Raw genomic sequence first — 18076 nt, forward strand, 5'->3', positions numbered from 1 at the left:
TGTGCGCGAGTCGGGGTATCAACATATCTGGCGTTGACTTTTGGCACGCTGTTGAGTTCTCAAGGAACGGACACTTCCATCGTACTCACCCAAGCGCTAGATACTCTCGGGCTTTCCTCCGGGCGCTTCCCTTCGGTGTTTCGACTCTATCAGATCTTTTCTGACCCGATTCCCGGTCGACGGGATCCTTCGGTGTCTTTCCGGCCCGATGGGCCGTTTCGACGTTTCAAACTCTAGCCCATTTCCCCTGGGGCTCATAATCGAGCCGACCGAAAACGAATTCGGGCATACCGAATTAGTCCCGGTGGGAGTTCGTGCGGAGTTTGGTTGCCGCTTGTGAGCGGCGGGAGTCGTTGCCTGGAACCTTCCGGCTCCGTGGCAACTCGAAGTACCTTACGGACCGGCCATCGGGGTGTCAACCCTCGCTGGGAAGATCTTTCCGACGATGGCCCCGAGCTCAGTCCAGGTCGACAAGGCGGCCGCCGGCGTCAGGCTGGGCGTGCTCCACGCGCCGCAGAAGCCGGGTGAGGACCTCGCCGAGGGCGGAGCGCTCGTCCTGCGAGAGGTCCTGGAGCAGTTCCTCCTCGAAGACGGTGGCCAGGCGCATCGCCTCCAGCCATTTCTCGCGCCCCTCGTCCGTCACCTCGACGATGACGCGAACCCGGTTGCTCTCGTCTCGATCCCTGGTCACCAGGCCCTCGTTGACCATGCGGTCGATGCGGTGGGTCATGGCGGCGGGGGTGAGGCCGAGCCGCTTCGCCAGGTCGCCGGGGCCGAGTTGGTACGGCGCGCCCGCGAGGACCAGGGCCTTGAGGACCTCCCACTCCGCATTGCTTATGCCGAGGTTGGCGGTCTGCCGACCGTAGGCGACATTCATGCGGCGGTTGAGGCGGCCGAGGGCCGACACGATCTTCTCGACCTGCGGGTCGAGGTCGCGGAACTCGCGCTGGTAGGCCGCGATCTGTTCTTCGAGCGTCTGCTCGGCGGGGGCGGTCGTGTCAGGTGTGTCACCCATGACCGCAGTATGGCACGGCATGGCTTTGCGTCGAAGTCCTTCGCTGTGTAATGTTTAGCTTCGAAGTTTAGGATCGAAGTCTTCAGTTTCAAGGTAGGTGAACGTGACCAGGGCGATGGGCGCAGCGATGCGCCGAATCCAGGCAGGAAGCGCGTTGAGCTCGTTCGGCATCGGCTTCACGGTGCCGTTCCTCTATGTGTATGTGGCGCAGGTCCGAGGTCTCGGGTCGGGCGCCGCGGGCATAGTGCTCGCCGCGTTCGCCATGGCCGCCCTGGTCGCGCTGCCGTTCACCGGCCGGGTCATCGACCGGCGCGGCCCGCTGCCGGTGCTGGTCGCCGCGGCTCTGGTGGGTTCGGTCGGCGCCGTCGCACTGGGTCTGTCGGACAGCGAGGGGACGGCGGTCGTCTCCGCGGCGGTGCTCGGTGCGGGCACCGCGGTCATGCAGCCCGCGCTGGCCACGCTCGTCGTGTGGTGCTCGGGCAGCGAGACCCGTACGCGGGCCTTCGCCACGCAGTTCTTCCTGCAGAATCTGACGCTCGGGATAGGGGGTCTGCTCGGCGGGCAGATCGTGGACGAGCACCGGCCGGGCAGCTTCACGCTGTTGTTCTCCATCGAGGCCGTGATGTTCCTGGTCCTCGCCGGGATAGCGGCGACGGTCCGGATGCCGGGCGAAGATGCGGCACTGGGCCTGGCGGGGGCGGTGTCCAAAGGCGCCGTGACCTCCGGGCGCGGTGGGCTCGGTGCGCTGCTGCGGCACCGCGCGATGGTGCAGTTGTGCGTCCTGGGCTTCGTGATCTTCTTCGCCTGCTACGGCCAGTTCGAGTCGGGCCTGTCGGCGTACGGCGTTGAGGCCGCCGGGATATCGCCGTCGACGCTCGGGATCGCCCTGGCGGCGAACACCGCGGCGATCGTCGTGGCCCAGTTCGCGGTGCTGAAGCTGGTCGAGGAGCGGCGGCGCTCGCGTGTCATCGCGGCGGTGGGCCTGCTGTGGGCGGTCGCCTGGGCGGCGGCCGGTTACGCGGGCCTCGGGCACGGCAGCCAGGCCATGGCGACGGCGGCGTTCATCTCCACCTACGCGCTGTTCGGGCTGGGCGAGTCGATGCTGTCGCCGACGGTGGCGCCGCTGGTGGCGGACTTGGCGCCGGTGGGCCGTGTCGGCCAGTACAACTCGGCGTTCGCGCTGGTGAAGCAGTTGGCACTGGCGGTGGGGCCCGCGGTGGGCGGTCCCATGGGGGCGACGCTGCACGGGCCGTACATCGTGGTGTTCGTGCTGATATCGCTGGGGATCACGGTGTTGGCGCTGCGGCTGGGACGGAGGTTGACGGCGGTGCAGGACCGGCCGGCGCTCGCCCGGGGGAGCCGGGTGGTGGCCGGCGGCGGCCCCACCCGGCACCAGATACCCGCCGAGGCCTGACCTCCCGATCAGTCCGGCAGCCGGAACTCACACCACACGGACTTGCCGCCGTCCGGAGTGCGCCTCGCTCCCCAACCGGAGGCGATAGTGGCGACGATCGCGATGCCGCGGCCCGTCTCATCGGCCGGTTCGGCCTGGCGGCGACGCGGCAGGTGATCGTTGCCGTCGGTCACCTCGACGATGAGGCGGCGGTCGGTGCGCCGTAGCCGCAGGCGCATCGGCGGGGTGCCGTGTTGCAGCGAGTTCGCCACGAGTTCGCTGGCCGCCAGGACGCCCAGGTCGTGGAGTTCCGCGGGGAAGCGCCAACTTGTGAGAACGCCGGAGGCGAAGGCGCGTGCCCGGGGTGCCGCCTCGACACCGCCGAGGAGTTCCAGCGCCGCATTGCGGAAGAGTTCCCGGGCCCGCCCGACGCGCGCCGGATGCTGGAGCACGAGTACCGCCACGTCGTCGTCGTGGTCAGCGGTGACGCCGGCGGTGCGGACCAGGCGGTCGCACACCACCTGGGGGCTGCCCGAAGCACCGGCGAGGGCGCGTTCCAGGGCGGCGACGCCCTCGTCGATGTCCTGGTCGCGGCGCTCGATCAGGCCGTCGGTGTACAGGACGGCGGTCGAACCGGGGCCCAGCGGCACGGAAGCGGAGGCGTGCATCCAGCCGCCGGTACCCAGCGGAGGACCTGTGGGCTCCTCCGCACGGTGCACCTCGCCGTTCTCGTCGCGGACCAGGATCGGCAGATGCCCGGCAGACGCATAGACCAGGCGGCCCTCGTTGGGGTCGTGCACGGCGTACACGCAGGTGGCGATCTGCTGCGGGTCGATCTCGGCGGCCAGCCCGTCGAGGAGTTGCAGCACCTCGTGCGGAGGGAGGTCGAGACGGGCGTACGCCCGTACCGCGGTGCGGAGTTGGCCCATGACGGCGGCGGCGCGGACCCCGCGGCCCATGACGTCGCCGATGACCAGGGCGGTACGGCCGCCGCCGAGGGTGATCACGTCGTACCAGTCACCGCCGACAGCGGTCTCGGTGCCGCCGGGATGGTAGGTGGCGGCGATACGCAGATCGTCGGGTTCCTCCAACTCCTGTGGCAGGAGGGAGCGTTGCAGGGTGACGGCGGTCTCGCGCTGGGCGCGCTCACCGGCACGGAGGCGCTCCGCGGCCTCGGCGTGATCGGTGACATCCGCGGCGAAGATCAGCACACCGGAGTGCGGGGACCCGGCGAGCGCGTCGAGAGGAGTGCAGGTGAGGGTGTAGGAACGGCCGTCGGGAGCCTTCCGTGACTTCACCGTGCGCGGCCGGGAACTGCGCAGCACCTGGTCGAGGAGCGGCAGCAGACCCAGCGACTCCAGCTCCGGCAGGGCGTCCCGGGCCGGCTCACCGAGCGGGCGCGCCCCGAAAGCGTTCCGGTAGGCCTCGTTGAGATAGGCGATGCGGTGGTCGGGGCCGTGCACCAGGGCGACCAGCGCGGGCAGATGGTCGAGAAGCCGGCGGATCTGGAGCTCGTCCACACCGGGCGCGGCAGGCCGGCCCGCACCGGGCTCGCCACCCGCCCCGGCATCCCGGTCCGTGTCGGCGCGGGCCGCGGGCACCGAACCGCCATCGGCACCGGCCGATCCCCCCGGCGCCGGTGAGTCCGCCCGCGCGGATGCCGTCCCCGCCGGCGCGGCATCCGCGACCGCCGGGCTGTCGGTGTGCGGCGCCGGAGACGGCCCCGTCGCGGTGCGTGCTGCGGCGCGGCGCGGCACGCCGGGGAGCCGGGCGCTCCATCGGGTGAAGTTCACCGAATTCTTGCCTCGTGTCGTCGGATGCGTCCCGCACCTCGGCGGTCCGGGCGGCCGGGCGCGGTCCGGATCGGTGGCCGGGGCGGGGCCTCGGTTGTGTCGCGGGGACGGGCTTCGCCCTGTGGCACGGTGACCAGTCTGGCCGACAGGTCGGGCGCCGGGGCCCTTGGAGGTGTATCCGTCAGACGCCGGTCCCCTCCCGGGAGTTCCGGGCTCCGGTCAGGACGACCCCTTCGGGTTCTTCGGATGCTTTCCCCCGGCCGCGAGTTCGAACTCCGCCCGCGGATGTTCGAGCGAACCCAGCGACACGATCTCCCGCTTGAACAACCCGGAGAGGACCCACTCAGCCAGAACGCGCGCTTTGCGATTGACGGTCGGCACCCTGCTGAGGTGGTAGACGCGGTGCATCAGCCAGGCAGGATAGCCCTTCAACTTCCGCCCGTAGACATGCGCGACACCCTTGTGCAGCCCCAGCGAGGCCACCGAACCGGCTGACCGGTGCGCATAGTCGGTGAGCGGCTCGCCATGCAGCGCGGCCGCCAGATTCTGCGCGAGCACTGCGGCCTGCCGCACCGCGTGTTGCGCATTGGGCGCACAGGTACCACCGGGCTGGCCTGCCGTCTTGTCGGGTACGGCGGCCGCGTCGCCGGCCGCCCAGGCGTGATCGGCGCCTTCCACCGTGAGACGGGACGTACAGCGCAGCCGCCCCCGCGGATCCAGCGGCAGATCACTGGCCGCCAGTACCGGATGCGGCCGCACGCCCGCCGTCCACACCAGCGTCCGGGTCGGGAAGCGGGAGCCGTCGTCAAGGACGGCGACCCGGTCCTCGCACGATTCGAGCCGAGTGTGCAACCTGACGTCGACATTGCGGCGGCGCAGCTCGCGCACCGTGTAACGGCCCATGTCCTCACCGACCTCGGGCAGGACCCGGCCGGACGCCTCCACCAGGATCCAACTCAGGTCGTCCGCACTGATGTTGTGGTAGTAGCGCACCGCATAACGCGCCATGTCCTCCAACTCACCCAGAGCCTCCACTCCCGCGTAGCCACCACCGACGAAGACAAAGGTGAGCGCGGCGTCACGGACCTCCGGATCCCGCGTCGACGACGCGATGTCCAACTGCTCGATGACGTGGTTACGCAGCCCGATGGCCTCCTCGACTGTCTTGAAACCGATGCCGTGCTCGGCGAGCCCGGGCACCGGCAGAGTCCGCGACACGGAACCCGGCGCGAGAACGATCTCGTCATAGGACAGCTCGACACTGCCCGTGCCCTCCTCCTTCGTGGCCAGAGTGGTGAGCGTGGCCGTGCGCTGCGCATGATCCACCGCAGTCACCTGCCCGATGATCACCCGGCACCGGTCCAGGACCCGCCGCAACGGCACCACCACATGACGAGGCGAGATCGAACCCGCCGCCGCCTCCGGCAGAAAAGGCTGATACGTCATATAAGGATCGGGACTGACCACCACGATCTCCACCTCGGCCCGCCCCAGTTCAGGTTTGAGCCGGCGCTGAAGATGCAGCGCGGTGTACATACCGACGTAGCCGCCGCCCACGACGAGGATGCGCGTTCCCTTCGAGGGGCCGGGCGGGGTCCCAGGGGAAAGTGAGCCCTTCACCATTCCATGACGCAACGCCGACCGGGGTTTGTCCACAGTCCCGACACGGTGAGTGTCCGAATCCGGCAATGGCCGGGAGTTTTCCACAGGCTGCCACAGAGGGTTGCCGGACGCCGTACATTACTGGTCAGCCGATCGATACCAGACAGCCCCGGGGAAACCGCGGGCACACGGAGGGGGGCAACAGCGGGCGAACCGGTACGCAGGGTGAACCGGTTCGAACCGGCGCGCAACACACGCCCCTTCTGCATCGTCTCCAGCTCAACTATGTTCGTGAGACGTCGGAGTGAAGGGGACGACGGGGTGCAGGGGGACGCGCTTGACTCGCGCGCACCGCAGGCGCAAGCCGCAACACCCTCCCGCGCTCCGATGACCACACGACGGAGTAAAGAGTCTCCGGGGGGAGACGTCACAGCCGGGGGAACACATATGCATCAGCAGGACTCGCACTGGTCCACGTCAACCGTCATCTCCGACGGCCACACCGAAGACCACACGCACACGGTGACCGCTGACCACGGCCACCCAGCAGAGGACGGAACGACCGCCGCTCCCCTGCGCGTTGACGCACAACGCAACCTCGAACACGTACTTCGCGCAGCACGCGAGGTATTCGGCGAAGTCGGCTACGGGGCGCCGATGGAAGACGTGGCACGCCGGGCACGAGTCGGCGTCGGCACCGTCTATCGCCGCTTCCCCAGCAAAGACGTCCTGGTCAGGCGCATCGCAGAAGCAGAGACCGCCCGTCTGGCCGAGCAGGCGCGCGCCGCACTCGGGCAGGAGGACGAGCCCTGGTCGGCCCTCTCCCGCTTCCTGCGCACCTCCGTGGCATCCGGCGCCGGCCGACTGCTGCCGCCGCAGATACTGCAGATATCCACCCAGGCGGCCGCGGACCCGACCGGCCCCGACCCGAGGGTCCCCGCACAGCGCACCATGTACGAGGCGGGCCTCGGCAGCCCCGAAGCCGAACCGCACACACCAGCCGACGGGACTCCAGAACCGGCGCCGCAGGACGGTGGATCGGGAGCGTCCACCCTGCTGGACGTGGTCGGGCGGCTCGTCGAACGCGCCAAGACCGCCGACGAACTACGCGAGGACGTGACCGTGTCCGACGTGCTGCTCGTCATCGCCACCGCCGCACCCGTCCTACCCGACCCCGAGCAGCAGTCCGCCGCGTCCGCCCGACTCCTGGACATCCTCCTGGAGGGACTGCGGACCCGGTCCTCGTAGGGGACGACCGGACAGGACGGGCAGGACGCACAGGACGGACGGGACGCACAGGTTCGGGGATGCAGGGGAAGTAGCGGACGGTTGCCGGTAGTTCCCGGGCACGGCCGGCAGTTCCGGGCGTGCCCGGGTAGCTCCGGGACGTCATCGGCAGCTCCTGGCGGTGGCGCTGGCAGCGGCTCCGCAATGGCCGTTCGGCCTTGGCGGTCCCCGGAATGGCTGCCGGTGGTTCCGGGTGATACCGGAGGGCGCCGGGTGATACCGATCGTTCGGGTCAACTCGGGTTGTGCGTACGTGGTTTCGGGTGGCCGTCGGGCTGCGTACGTGCAACTCCGGTGCGGGAGAGGCCCGTTCGGTATGGGTCGTTCGGCACGGGCGGTCCCGGGCCCGTGGCGAACGTGAGCCGGATCTGAGAGGAGGAGGCGAGAGCGAGGGCGGCACGTCCGCGGTGCCGGGTGCGCGGGGAATGTGCGGTACTGCCGTACTGGGAACGGGTGTTGGGTGCGGTCTCGGCCGGGCGGAGGAGCGGGCAGCAGTGCGCCGCGGGCAGGTGGTGTGGGAGCGGGTGGCGCCGGGGGCGGGGGGTGGCCTGCGGTGAGAGGGGACGGGGTGGTGGGTGGAGGAGGGAAGGGGAGAGGGAGGGGAGGGAGGGATGGGAGGGCGGGGGCGGGGCGGGGCGGGGGGAAACCCAAGGGAAAACCCTCAGATGGGTGATTGCGGAGGATCCGGGTTCATGCGACGGCAGGGGTGTGGGAACCTGTGGCGGTGGTCGGTCTGAGTCTGGGTGCGGGGGCGTTCCGGAAATGAGCGTTGACGGGCGGGACGAGTCGCGTGGTAGTGACGGCGCGGCGGGCGGGTCCACCGGTGTGCCACCGTCGCAGCCCAGGCTGCCGGAGCAGGGATCTCCGGCGGGCAAGGCGCCTGGGCCGACGGTTCCCGGCCAGGGCTCCCCGTTGTATGGCCAGCCGACCGGCACCGCTCCCGTCTCCGATGATGTGACCGTCCCAGCCCAGTGGGGCCCCACCGGAGCCGGAGCAGGAGCCGCCACTCCCCCTGCCTCCGCGCCCATCCCCTCCGAAGCTTCCGGTCGAGTCCCCGTGTCCGATGGGGAGTTGATCGCTCGGATGCGGGCGGGGGACGATTCGGCGTATGAGGATTTGTTCTGGCGGCATTCAGGGGCGGTGCGGCGTTACGCGCGGACCTGCTGCCGGGACGGGCATACCGCGGATGATCTGACGGCCGAGGTGTTTGCGCGGATGCTGCAGGCGGTCCGGGGCGGTGCGGGACCGGAACACGCGGTGCGCGCCTATCTGCTGACCACGGTGCGGCGGGTGGCGGCGGGTTGGACGAAGTCCGCCAAGCGTGAGCATCTGGTGGATGACTTCGCGGTGTTCGCCGCGCAGGCCGCGCGCGGTACGGAGGGTGCCGACGACGACACCCTGGATCTGGGTGCCGATGTGCTGGCCATGCATGAGGCGGAGCAGACGCTTGCGATGCAGGCGTTTCGGAGTCTGCCGGAGCGTTGGCAGGCGGTGTTGTGGCACACGGAGGTGGAGGACGAGTCGCCGAGTGAGGTGGCGACGCTCTTCGGCTTGGACGCCAACGGCACGCGGGTGCTGGCGAGTCGGGCTCGGGAGGGGCTCAAGCAGGCGTATCTGCAGGCGCATGTGAGTGCGACGCTGGCTTCGGACGCGGAGTGTGCGCGGTACGCGGATCGTCTTGGTGCGTTCGCCCGTGGTGGGTTGCGCAGTCGTGCTGAGCGGGGTCTGCGTAAGCATCTCGACGAGTGTGCGAAGTGCCGGCTGGCGGCGGGGCAGATCAAGGAGGTCGCCAGCGGGATTCCGGTGGTTGTGCCGGTGGCGGTCATCGGTTGGTTCGGGGCCGCCGGGTACGCGAAGGTGGCGGCGCTGTTCGCGGGTGGCGCGGCGAGTGCGGGTGCGGCTGGGGCGGCGGCTGCGACGGGCAGTACCGGTGGTGCGGGTGGGGGTGCTGCTTCGGAGGGGGCGACCGGCCCGGTGAAGGCGGGGATCGCCGCCGGTGTGGTGGTGGTCGCGGCGGTCGCGTTGGCGATGGCGATGGTGGGTAAGGAGACGCCGCCGCCGAAGCCGAAGGCGGATCCGCCGGCGGTGTCGCAGCCGGTGGTGCCGAAGCCCCAGCCGCCTGCGCCGAATCCGCCGAAGGCCGCGCCGGTGCAGCCGGAGCCTGCGCGTCCGGCGCCGCGTCCCGCGCCGGCGAAGCCCGATCCGGAGCCGACGCCCACGCCTACTCCGACGCCGTCGGAGCCGGAGCCCGGTCCGACGCCCAGCAGTCCTGAGCCGACGCAGAGTTCACCGTCTCCCACGCCGACGCCGACTCCGCCGCCCGCACCGGAGGTGTTCCAGTGGAGCGAGTTGGAGTACGGGGTGCTGGGGGATGGCACCAAGCCGGAGATGCGGCTGGGGGAGAGCAGTTGGGCGTGGCAGCGGCAGGATGTGTCGATCGCGAAGCGCACCTATGCGCATGGGGTGACGGTGCGCGGTGATTCGTCGGTGATCATCGATCTGAATCGCAGTTGCTCGGTGTATGAGGCGAGGGTGGGGGTGGACGACATGATGATGGGGCTGGGTGCGGTGCGGTTCTCGGTGTTCGGGGATGGTGCGCGGTTGTGGCGGTCGCCGGTGGTTCGGGCTGGGGAGGCCGCGGTGCCGGTGCGGGTGTCGTTGGCGGGGCGTAAGACGGTTCGGCTGGTGGTGGAGCCGGAGCAGTCGACGGATTCGTTGACTTTGGCGGACTGGGCGGAGTCTCGTCTCCGCTGCGACTGATCGGGGTTCTTTCCCTGCCGAGGCTTGCCGGTCGGCGGTCAGGGGTGGGGTGTGGCGGGGCCGAGGGCGGTGCGGGTGGGGGTGATGCGGCCGGTGGGGACGGCGCGTTGGCGGGTGGGGGTGCCGGTCCAGCAGGTGCCGCGGCGGGCGAGGAGGCGGCGGAGCCAGAGTTCGAGGGAGACGAGGTCGGCGAGGCCTTCGAGGGGTAGTGGTTCGCCCTGGGTGGCGGCGCGGAGTGCTTTGCGTACGGTGCGGGCTTCGATGAGGCCGGCGTCGGCGAGGAGTGGGGTGTCGAAGAGGGTGAGGACGTTGCCGAGGGAGGTGCGCAGGCCGGTGTGGGCTGCGGTGGTGGGGGTGGTGTTGGGGGGTGTGCCCCAGTCGGTGGGGAGGTCGGTGACGCCGGTGCTTTCGAGGACGGTGCGGAGGACGGCGGCGCGGGCGTCGGGTCGTACGCGGAGGGCTTGGGGGAGGTCGCGGGCGGCGCGGACGACCTGGTTGTCGAGGTAGGGGGTGTGGAGTCGCTGGGAGCGGATTTCTGCGGCTTGTTCGAGGATGCGGAGGTCGGCGGCGTGGCGGGCGAGGGCGGCGCGGGCGCGGAAGTCGCCGGGTCGGCCGTTGGGGCCCGGGGTGGGGCGGTTGCCGGTGGTGTGGAGGCGGAAGGAGACTTCGGCGAGGGCTTCGCCGGTGAGCCAGCGGGCGGCGGGTCCTGGTCCGCCCCAGGTGAGTGCGGCGAGGGAGCGGTCGACGGGGCCCTGGGCGTTGTCGAAGCGGCGGTGGAGCAGGCGGTCGGCGAGGTGTTCCAGGCCGGTGCGGTAGGGGGTGCGGGCGAGGCGGCGGGCGGCGGCGTAGACGCGGGCGGGTACGAGGAGGTTGCCGTCGGCTCGGGCGAGGGCGGCGACGGGGCGTACGAGGTGGCGTCTGGTGTGGTCCAGGAGGAGGTCGGCGAGGCGGGCGGGGTGGGCGTCGAGGACTTGGCGGGCGCCGTGTCCGGTGAGGTGGTCGGCGCTGCCGGCGGCGAGGCGGGTGCGGTGGCGGGTGGCGGTGATGAGGGAGGGGGCGGGTTCGTCGGTGAGGGGGCCGTCGAGGTCGGCGTAGGGGAGGCTTTCTTCGCCGGCGGTGACGACGATGTGGTGGAGGCGGGGGTTGGCGGCGATGGTGGCGGCGCGTTCGAGTTCGGTTTGGCGGCCTTGGGCGGTGAGGTCGTTGAAGGTGACGGCGAGGAGGCGTTCGCCTGCTTCGGTGCCGTGGCCGAGGATGGTGCCGGGCATTCCGGGGAGGCCGGCGGCGAGGAGGGCGAGGGTGGCGCTGGCGGGTCCGCCGGAGAGGTCGGCGCCGATGCCGGGGTGGGGGGTGCCGCGGGCGGCGCGGCGTTCGGCGGGGCCCATGCCGGGGACGGGTCCGGGGTCGGTGCCTTGGCCGGGGACGTGGCGGGGGGCGAGGAGGCGGGTGCGTACGGCGTCGACGAGGGTGTCGCGGAGGGTGTCGACGGCGGTGGTGGTGTCGGTGGGGGGTGCGGCGACGGCGAGGGAGGCTTGGGGTTCGTAGCCGGTGATTTCGCGGGTGCCGGTGCGGAGGATGAGGGCGTGGCCGGGTGGGATGCGGTGGACGCCTTGGTAGGGGGTGGAGTCCTGGAGGGCTTCGGGTACGTCGGGGGCGGCGAGGAGGGTGGCGAGGTGGCCGATGTCGAGGTTGGCTTCGGTGAGGTCGGCGAGGGGGAGGGCGGCGGTGGCGTAGGCGGTGCCGCCGGCCCAGGGGGTGTGGAAGACGGGGCGGGCGCCGGCGAGGTCGCCGAGGATGGTGATGCGGCGGCCGGTCCGGAGGACGGCGGTGTAGCTGCCGGGCCAGGTGGTGAGGTGGCGGAGGGCGCCGCCGCGTGCGGCGTAGAGGGCGTTGCGTAGTTGGTCGTCGGTGGCGCCGCAGAGGCCGAGGATGGCGATGCGGGTGTCGGTGTCGGCTTGTGCGGTGCGGATTTCGTCGGGGCGCCAGTCGCCGACGGCCCAGAGGGGGTCGGGTCCGGTCCAGAGTTGGTGGGCGCCGACGGGTTGGAGGGTTTCTCCGTCGGGGCCGGTGATGCCGGGTTCGAGGGGGCCGGAGGATGTGCTGCTCCACCCCACCAACCACCGCATCGCGCCTCCAGAGGGTGTGGACCATGGGTGCACCGTGCGGGGTGCCGCGCGGTGTCGTGGTGTCCGGCGTGGTACCGGAGCCGGGCTCCATGCTGCCACGAAGGTGGCGGACGGGAAGGGCCTGGGAGTGGGCTGTGTGCCCGGGTTGTGGTGTTCCGTGGTGATGGGGCCGAGTGCGGGGTGTGGTTGGGGAGTTGGGTGGGGTGGTCGGGGTGGGGGTGTGGTGGCGGGGCGGTGGAGGGGGGTGGTGCGAAGGTGGGGAAGAAACGTATCCTCAGAGGGGTTGCCCGGGTTTGGCGTTGGTCTCGCGGGTCCCAACTGGTGCTGTGGTGGCGCCGGTTGGGGACTCAGCGTGACGGGGTGCGATTGCACCAGGGCGGCTGTTTGGTGACGGATCGGCAACTTCCGTGTGGTGTACGGGCGTTGGGCGCGTACGGGTCTCCTGGTGGGGTGCGGGGTGTACCGCGGGGGCGACAGGACCGGACTTCCCCGGGGGTTCGGGAGCCGTTCAGAAGGCCCGCTCAGGGGCGATTTTCAGCCAAACCGGCCATGAAGGCAGGGTGTTGCCACCCCATCCCGCGGGCAGCGTTCACTTGCGGTCCGGGAGGCGGTGCACGCCCCCCGGACCGGCCCGCCACCCGCGGGGATGAAGGCGGCGGTGTCCCCCGACCCGCCGGAGCCTGGGCAAGCGGGCCGACCCACGCCCCTCATCGAAGCGCGCCCGTGCGGCGCGCACGAGAGCGCACAGGCGGGCGCACGGCCACACGCCGGGAGCACACCCCGCGCGGCGGGCAACCGTACGGGAGCAATCCCGCCATCCGGAACTATGCCTCTTAACGCATGGGAAGCGCCGAACTACCCTGGGTGTGCCTGTGTTTTCGCGGTGGCATATACCCGGGGGCTCGGACAGGTGCCCTTGCAGCCGGTGCGGCACCCCGTCGTGCCCGGCCCGTGCGGCGGACGAGCCGGCGCCCGGGACACTGCGGGAGGACACGGCACCGTGCCGCGTGGGCCACCCCCGCCGCGGCAGCCGTCCGTGCCGAGGGGTGACGTATGTCCAGGGAGCAACGCGGGCCGAACGAGAAGCTCGGCACCGTTCTCGCCCTCGCGGGGATAAGCAACGCGGGTCTCGCCCGCCGGGTCAACGACCTCGGCGCGCAGCGCGGTCTGACCCTGCGTTACGACAAGACGTCGGTGGCCCGCTGGGTCTCCAAGGGCATGGTGCCGCAGGGTGCCGCGCCGCATCTGATCGCCGCCGCCATCGGGCAGAAGCTGGGGCGGCCGGTGCCGCTGCACGAGATCGGTCTGGCCGACGCCGATCCGGCGCCCGAGGTGGGCCTGGCCTTCCCTCGGGACGTGGCCTCGGCGGTGAAGTCCGCGACGGAGCTGTACCGGTTGGACCTGGCGGGCCGCCGGGCCGGTTCCGGCGGCATCTGGCAGTCGCTGGCCGGGTCGTTCGCCGTCAGCGCCTACGCGACTCCCGCCTCCCGCTGGCTGATAACCCCGGCCGACAGCTCCGTGGAACGTGAGGCCGGTCCTGCGGACGGCAGCGGCGGCGCCCCGCAGAAGGTCGGCCACAGCGATGTGCGCAAGCTCCGCGAGGCCGCCGAGGACGCCCGCCGCTGGGACTCCAAGTACGGCGGTGGCGACTGGCGTTCGTCGATGGTGCCGGAGTGCCTGCGGGTGGAGGCGGCGCCGCTGCTGCTCGGCTCGTACTCGGACGAGGTGGGCCGCGCCCTGTTCGGGGCCAGTGCCGAACTGACCAGGCTCGCCGGGTGGATGGCCTTCGACACCGGGCAGCAGGAAGCCGCGCAGCGCTACTACATCCAGGCGCTGCGGCTGGCCCGGGCCGCCGCGGACGTACCGCTCGGCGGTTATGTACTGGCCTCCATGTCGCTCCAGGCCACCTACCGCGGCTTCGGTGACGAGGGGGTGGATCTGGCGCAGGCCGCGGCGGAACGCAACCGCGGTCTGGCCACCGCCCGCACCATGAGCTTCTTCCGCCTGGTCGAGGCCCGCGCCCATGCCCGCGCCGGTGACGCCCACGCCGCGGGCGGTGCGCTGCGTTCCGCCGAGGGCTGGCTGGAGCGCTCCCGCGAGGGCGACCCGGACCCGTCCTGGTTGGGCTTCTACTCGTACGACCGGTTCGCCGCGGACGCCGCCGAGTGCTACCGGGATCTGAAGGCGCCACGGCAGGTGCGGCGCTTCACCGAGCAGGCCCTGTCCAGGCCCACCGAGGAGTACGTCCGCTCGCACGGGCTGCGGCTGGTGGTGTCCGCCGTCGCCGAGCTGGAGTCGGGGAATCTGGACGCGGCCTGCGAGCAGGGGGTGCGGGCGGTGGAGGTCGCGGGCCGTATCTCCTCGGCGCGCACCACCGAGTACGTCCGGGACCTGCTGCACCGGCTGGAGCCGTACGGTGACGAGCCGCGCGTGGTGGAGCTGCTGGAACGTGCCCGGCCGCTGCTGATGACCCCGGCCTGAGCCTCGCGCCCGCCCGACCGGTTCCGTGCACCGGGTCGACGGCCCGGGTTTGTCCGCACTGTCAGAGGCACGGTGCAGTATCGGGGCCGGGAGGTGGTGGCGATGCGGGACGTACTGGTGGTGGGTGGTGGGCTGCTGGGTCCGGCGGTGGCCGGTGCGCTGCGCCGGGCCGCGCCCGGTGCCGAGGTCACCGTGCTCACCGGGGAGCCCGCGCCCGGGGGCGGGCCGCGGACGGGCCTGGTGCACAGCGGGGTCGGTGAGCGGCCGGGCACGCTCGGTGCGCGGTGCGCGGTGCGGGGTGCCGTCGAGTTGCGTGCGTTCTGCGCCGAGCACGGTCTGCCCTTCGCGGCCACCGGTGAGCTGGTCGTCGCCGGTGAACGGGCCGAACTGCCCCGGCTGCACGCCCTGGCACAGCGCGCCCGCAGCCTCGGACTGCCCGTGGCCGAGCTGGGCCGGTCCCAACTCACCACGTACGAGCCGGAGATCAGAGGTCGTGCCGCGCTGCGGGTGGCCTCGGCCGGGCTCTGCGATCTCGCCGCGGTGGCCCGCCGCCTCACCGCGGACTGCGGCGCCGAGGTGCGTCACGGGGAGCGGGTGGTGCGGGTGGAGCGCCCGGCCGGGCGGGGCGTCGCGGTCCGTACCGCCGAGGGTGCCGTGCACCGGGCGCGGGTCCTGATCGACTGCACGGACATGGTGGCGCGGCCCGCTGCCCCGCCGCTCCCCCGGCCCGCCCGTACCGCATATGTGGTGGCCGGGGTCCGCGGCCCGGTCTCCCCGCTGCCCGCCCCGGGGTCCCTGTACCCCGCGGTCTATGTGCTGCCCGCGCTCGACGGGGCCGAGGGCGATGGGGTGCCCGCGTACTCGGCGGAGGCGCGGGCGGCGGTGGCGCGGCTGCTGCCTTCCGCCGCCGCGGCCGGGGGTGTGCCGGGGGACGGGGGTCTTGGCGGGGACGTGCGTATCGAGGAAGGGCCGCGCACCGTCCTTCTGCTGGGCGGCAGTTCACCGTCCGCGGCGCTGCCCCTCTGCCGGGAGCTGGCCGACCGCGCGCTACGGCTCCTCGCCCGCCACCGGCCCCGCGGCACCCCACCCGTCCCCGCGGCCGGCACGGGCGAGCGGCCGCCTCCGCCGTAGACCACGGGACGCCTCCCTCGCGCGGGGTCCGGCCCGTCCTCCGCCCCCGTCGGCGGGTGCGCGCCGGATCGTAGAATCGGGGGCACTGTGGCCTACGAAGAAACGCCCGAAGCTGGCGCCGACCAGACCCGCGGCCCGGCTCCCGCCGAAGCACCCGAGTCCCCCGAGCCTCCCGCGTCCGCCGTGCCCGCCCGGGAGGGCGGAGGTCCCGTGCAGGGGCGGATGTTCGCGCCCGGGGAGGGGCCGGCGGCCGATCCTGCCGGGTCGCGGTACGAGCGGCGGATCCGGAGCTTCCAGCCGCGTCGCAGCCGGGTCACGCTCGGTCAGGAGCAGGCGCTGCGCCGGTTGTGGCCCGCCTGGGGCCTGGACGTCGACGGCAGCAGGGTGCTGGATCCGGCGGAGCTGTTCGGCGGGCTGCCCGTGGTCCTGGAGATCGGCTTCGGTATGGGCGAGGCGACCGCGCAGATGGCGGCCGCCGACCCGGGCACCGGCATCCTCGCCGTGGATGTGCACACCCCGGGCCAGGGCAATCTGCTGGCCCTCGCCGAGGCGAACGGGCTGGACAACATCCGGGTGGCGAACGGCGACGCGGTGATCCTGCTCCAGGAGATGCTGCCGCCGGACTCGCTGCACGGCCTGCGGGTCTACTTCCCCGACCCGTGGCCCAAGAAGCGGCACCACAAACGGCGGCTGATCCAGCCGGAGTTCCTCACGCTGGCCGCGGCCCGGCTGCGGCCCGGCGCCCTGCTGCACTGCGCCACCGACTGGGAGCCGTACGCCGAGCAGATGCTGGAGGTGCTCTCGGCGCACCCCTCGTTCGTGAACACGGCGGCGGACGGAGGGTTCGCGCCGCGTCCCGGTTTCCGGCCGCTGACCCGTTTCGAAGGGCAGGGCCTCGACAAGGGGCACCCGGTGCACGATCTGCTGTTCCGGCGCCGCTGACGGTTCGGGGGGCCGGGCTCCGGAGGTTCGGTCGGCGTCGCGCCGTGCGGCCCGCGCCGGTTACCGTCGAGCACGTGTCCGCACGACCCCCGCTCCCGCCGCCCCAGGGCCACCGGCCGTCCCCCGGAACGCGGGCCGTGCCACCGGGGACGCGGACGGTACCGGGAGGGTGTCCGCACTGGTGGCAGCGGCGGGCGATACGGGCCTCGGCGCTGAGCGTGCTGCTCGCCCTGTCGGGGCTGGTGATCCTGGCCCTGGTCCGGGAGCAGACCGGCACCGAGGGCTTCCTGGTGGGGCTCGGTCTCTCGGTGCTGCCGGTGCCGCTGCTGATCGCCTCGTTCCGCTGGCTGGACCGGGTCGATCCGGGGCCGTGGCGGATCCTGCTCTTCGCGTTCTCCTGGGGGGCCTGCGCGGCGGCGCTGATCGCGATCGTCGCCAACAGCTTCGCCACCCACTGGATCGCCACCGCCACCGCGGACCCCTCACGCGCCGGCACCTGGGGGACGACGGTGATAGCGCCGGTGGTGGAGGAGTCCGCCAAGGCGACCGCGGTCCTGCTGGTGTTCCTCTTCCGCAGACGCCACTTCGCGGGCGTCGTCGACGGCGCGGTGATCGCCGGACTCTCCGCCTCCGGCTTCGCCTTCACCGAGAACGTCCTCTACCTCGGTACGGCCTTCGGCAGCGACCGGCTGACCGGGGACAGCGGACTGTCCTCGCTGACCGCGGCCACGTTCTTCGTGCGGATCGTCATGTCGCCGTTCGCGCACCCCCTGTTCACCGTGCTCACCGGCATCGGCTTCGGCCTGGCCGCCGCCTCCGCCCGCTCCCTCCCCCGCCGGCTGCTGCCACCCGCCGCGGGACTGCTGCTGGCGATGGGCCTGCACGCCGCCTGGAACAGCTCACCCAAGCTGGGCGACTACGGTTTCGTCGCGGTGTACGCGGCGCTGATGGTGCCGGTGTTCGCCGTGGTGACCTGGCTGGTGGTGTGGACCCGGCAGCGGGAACTGCGCACCGTCCGCACCGAACTCCCCGCCTACACACGGGCCGGCTGGCTCGGTCCGCAGGAGCCGTGGGCGCTGGGTTCGATGCGGGCCCGGCGGCTGGCGCGGGACCGGGCGCGGCACACCCCGGGCGGCGGCCGCCCCGCCGCACGCACGGTGTCCGAGTACGAGGCGTACGCCACCTCGCTGGCCTTTCTGCGGCACCGCACCCGGCGGGCCGGGCGTCCGGGGCCCGACTACGCGGCGCGGGAGCGGGCGCTGCTGCACGAGTTGTGGTCGCGGCGGGCGGTGGCCGGGCCGGCCCTGGAGTACGCGGCGCGGGCGGCGGCCCCGGTGCCCGTCCCACCGTGGGGCCCCTGGCCCGCCTGGGACCCCCGCACCGCACCCCACCCCCACCTCAACCCGTACGCACACCCGTCTCCGCTCCCGTATCAGCACCCGTATCCCAATCCGTACGCGCAGCCGCCCGCCCCGCAGCGGTACCCGGGCGGTGCGGGAACGGGCGGTGCCTGAACGGGCTTTGCGCGGGCGGGTGTTGGGGGCGGG

Annotated in this window: 11 protein-coding genes; 7 read left to right on the forward strand and 4 right to left on the reverse strand. The window is 72.2% G+C overall.

Annotation, left to right across the window (positions count from 1 at the left end; genetic code table 11):
* Positions 1-457 precede the first annotated feature (457 nt).
* Entirely contained in the window at positions 458-1015 is a 558-nt protein-coding gene (locus ACFVST_RS24640; RefSeq protein ID WP_390155751.1) for a MarR family winged helix-turn-helix transcriptional regulator, read from the reverse strand.
* Between the two features lie 115 nt (positions 1016-1130).
* Between ACFVST_RS24640 and ACFVST_RS24645 the strand changes: the two genes are divergently transcribed.
* Positions 1131-2429: an MFS transporter gene (locus tag ACFVST_RS24645; protein WP_390155771.1), complete on the forward strand. Its 1299-nt coding sequence runs from the start codon at positions 1131-1133 to the stop codon at positions 2427-2429.
* Positions 2430-2437: 8 nt separating this feature from the next.
* Here ACFVST_RS24645 and ACFVST_RS24650 read toward each other — a convergent pair whose 3' ends face one another.
* Together ACFVST_RS24650 and ACFVST_RS24655 are read right to left on the reverse strand one after the other, a co-directional pair.
* Positions 2438-4201 carry a SpoIIE family protein phosphatase gene (locus ACFVST_RS24650; protein WP_390155752.1) on the reverse strand — a complete coding sequence of 588 codons (1764 nt, stop codon included), beginning with the start codon at positions 4199-4201 and terminating at the stop codon, positions 2438-2440.
* Between the two features lie 219 nt (positions 4202-4420).
* Positions 4421-5824 carry an NAD(P)/FAD-dependent oxidoreductase gene (locus ACFVST_RS24655; protein WP_390155753.1) on the reverse strand — a complete coding sequence of 468 codons (1404 nt, stop codon included), beginning with the start codon at positions 5822-5824 and terminating at the stop codon, positions 4421-4423.
* A 426-nt stretch (positions 5825-6250) separates the two neighbouring features.
* Here ACFVST_RS24655 and ACFVST_RS24660 point away from each other — a divergent pair, with 426 nt between their 5' ends.
* Both ACFVST_RS24660 and ACFVST_RS24665 read left to right on the forward strand, forming a co-directional pair.
* A complete protein-coding gene (locus ACFVST_RS24660) occupies positions 6251-7051 on the forward strand; it encodes a TetR/AcrR family transcriptional regulator (RefSeq protein ID WP_390155754.1) in 801 nt (266 codons plus the stop codon).
* 800 nt (positions 7052-7851) lie between these two features.
* Complete coding sequence (locus tag ACFVST_RS24665; protein WP_390155755.1) at positions 7852-9849, forward strand: sigma-70 family RNA polymerase sigma factor; 1998 nt, start codon at positions 7852-7854, stop codon at positions 9847-9849.
* Positions 9850-9887: 38 nt separating this feature from the next.
* On the opposite strand, the gene ACFVST_RS24670 is transcribed toward ACFVST_RS24665, so the two are convergent.
* Positions 9888-11975, reverse strand: a complete 2088-nt coding sequence (locus ACFVST_RS24670) for an asparagine synthase-related protein (protein WP_390155756.1) — start codon at positions 11973-11975, stop codon at positions 9888-9890.
* 1053 nt (positions 11976-13028) lie between these two features.
* Between ACFVST_RS24670 and ACFVST_RS24675 the strand changes: the two genes are divergently transcribed.
* The 4 genes from ACFVST_RS24675 (at position 13029) to ACFVST_RS24690 (ending at position 18043) form a co-directional block, all read left to right on the forward strand.
* Positions 13029-14456 (forward strand): MFS transporter, encoded by a 1428-nt coding sequence (locus ACFVST_RS24675; protein WP_390155757.1) that lies wholly within the window; start codon positions 13029-13031, stop codon positions 14454-14456.
* A 102-nt stretch (positions 14457-14558) separates the two neighbouring features.
* Positions 14559-15587, forward strand: coding sequence for an FAD-dependent oxidoreductase (locus tag ACFVST_RS24680; protein ID WP_390155758.1), 1029 nt, complete (start codon positions 14559-14561; stop codon positions 15585-15587).
* Between the two features lie 222 nt (positions 15588-15809).
* Entirely contained in the window at positions 15810-16529 is a 720-nt protein-coding gene (trmB, locus tag ACFVST_RS24685; RefSeq protein ID WP_390155772.1) for a tRNA (guanosine(46)-N7)-methyltransferase TrmB, read from the forward strand.
* A 137-nt stretch (positions 16530-16666) separates the two neighbouring features.
* Complete coding sequence (locus tag ACFVST_RS24690; RefSeq protein ID WP_390155773.1) at positions 16667-18043, forward strand: PrsW family intramembrane metalloprotease; 1377 nt, start codon at positions 16667-16669, stop codon at positions 18041-18043.
* Positions 18044-18076: the final 33 nt, after the last annotated feature.

Origin of the sequence: Streptomyces sp. NPDC058045 (assembly GCF_042885635.1) — a bacterium.
In the GTDB taxonomy this organism is placed as follows: domain Bacteria; phylum Actinomycetota; class Actinomycetes; order Streptomycetales; family Streptomycetaceae; genus Streptomyces.

Coding starts and splice junctions, on each gene's coding strand:
- ACFVST_RS24660 (WP_390155754.1), top strand. CDS start 6,251: ATGCATCAGCAGGACTCGCACTGGTCCACGTCAACCGTCATCTCCGAC.
- ACFVST_RS24645 (WP_390155771.1), top strand. CDS start 1,131: ATGGGCGCAGCGATGCGCCGAATCCAGGCAGGAAGCGCGTTGAGCTCG.
- ACFVST_RS24640 (WP_390155751.1), bottom strand. CDS start 1,015: ATGGGTGACACACCTGACACGACCGCCCCCGCCGAGCAGACGCTCGAA.
- trmB (WP_390155772.1), top strand. CDS start 15,810: ATGTTCGCGCCCGGGGAGGGGCCGGCGGCCGATCCTGCCGGGTCGCGG.
- ACFVST_RS24655 (WP_390155753.1), bottom strand. CDS start 5,824: ATGGTGAAGGGCTCACTTTCCCCTGGGACCCCGCCCGGCCCCTCGAAG.
- ACFVST_RS24680 (WP_390155758.1), top strand. CDS start 14,559: ATGCGGGACGTACTGGTGGTGGGTGGTGGGCTGCTGGGTCCGGCGGTG.
- ACFVST_RS24670 (WP_390155756.1), bottom strand. CDS start 11,975: ATGCGGTGGTTGGTGGGGTGGAGCAGCACATCCTCCGGCCCCCTCGAA.
- ACFVST_RS24675 (WP_390155757.1), top strand. CDS start 13,029: ATGTCCAGGGAGCAACGCGGGCCGAACGAGAAGCTCGGCACCGTTCTC.
- ACFVST_RS24665 (WP_390155755.1), top strand. CDS start 7,852: ATGAGCGTTGACGGGCGGGACGAGTCGCGTGGTAGTGACGGCGCGGCG.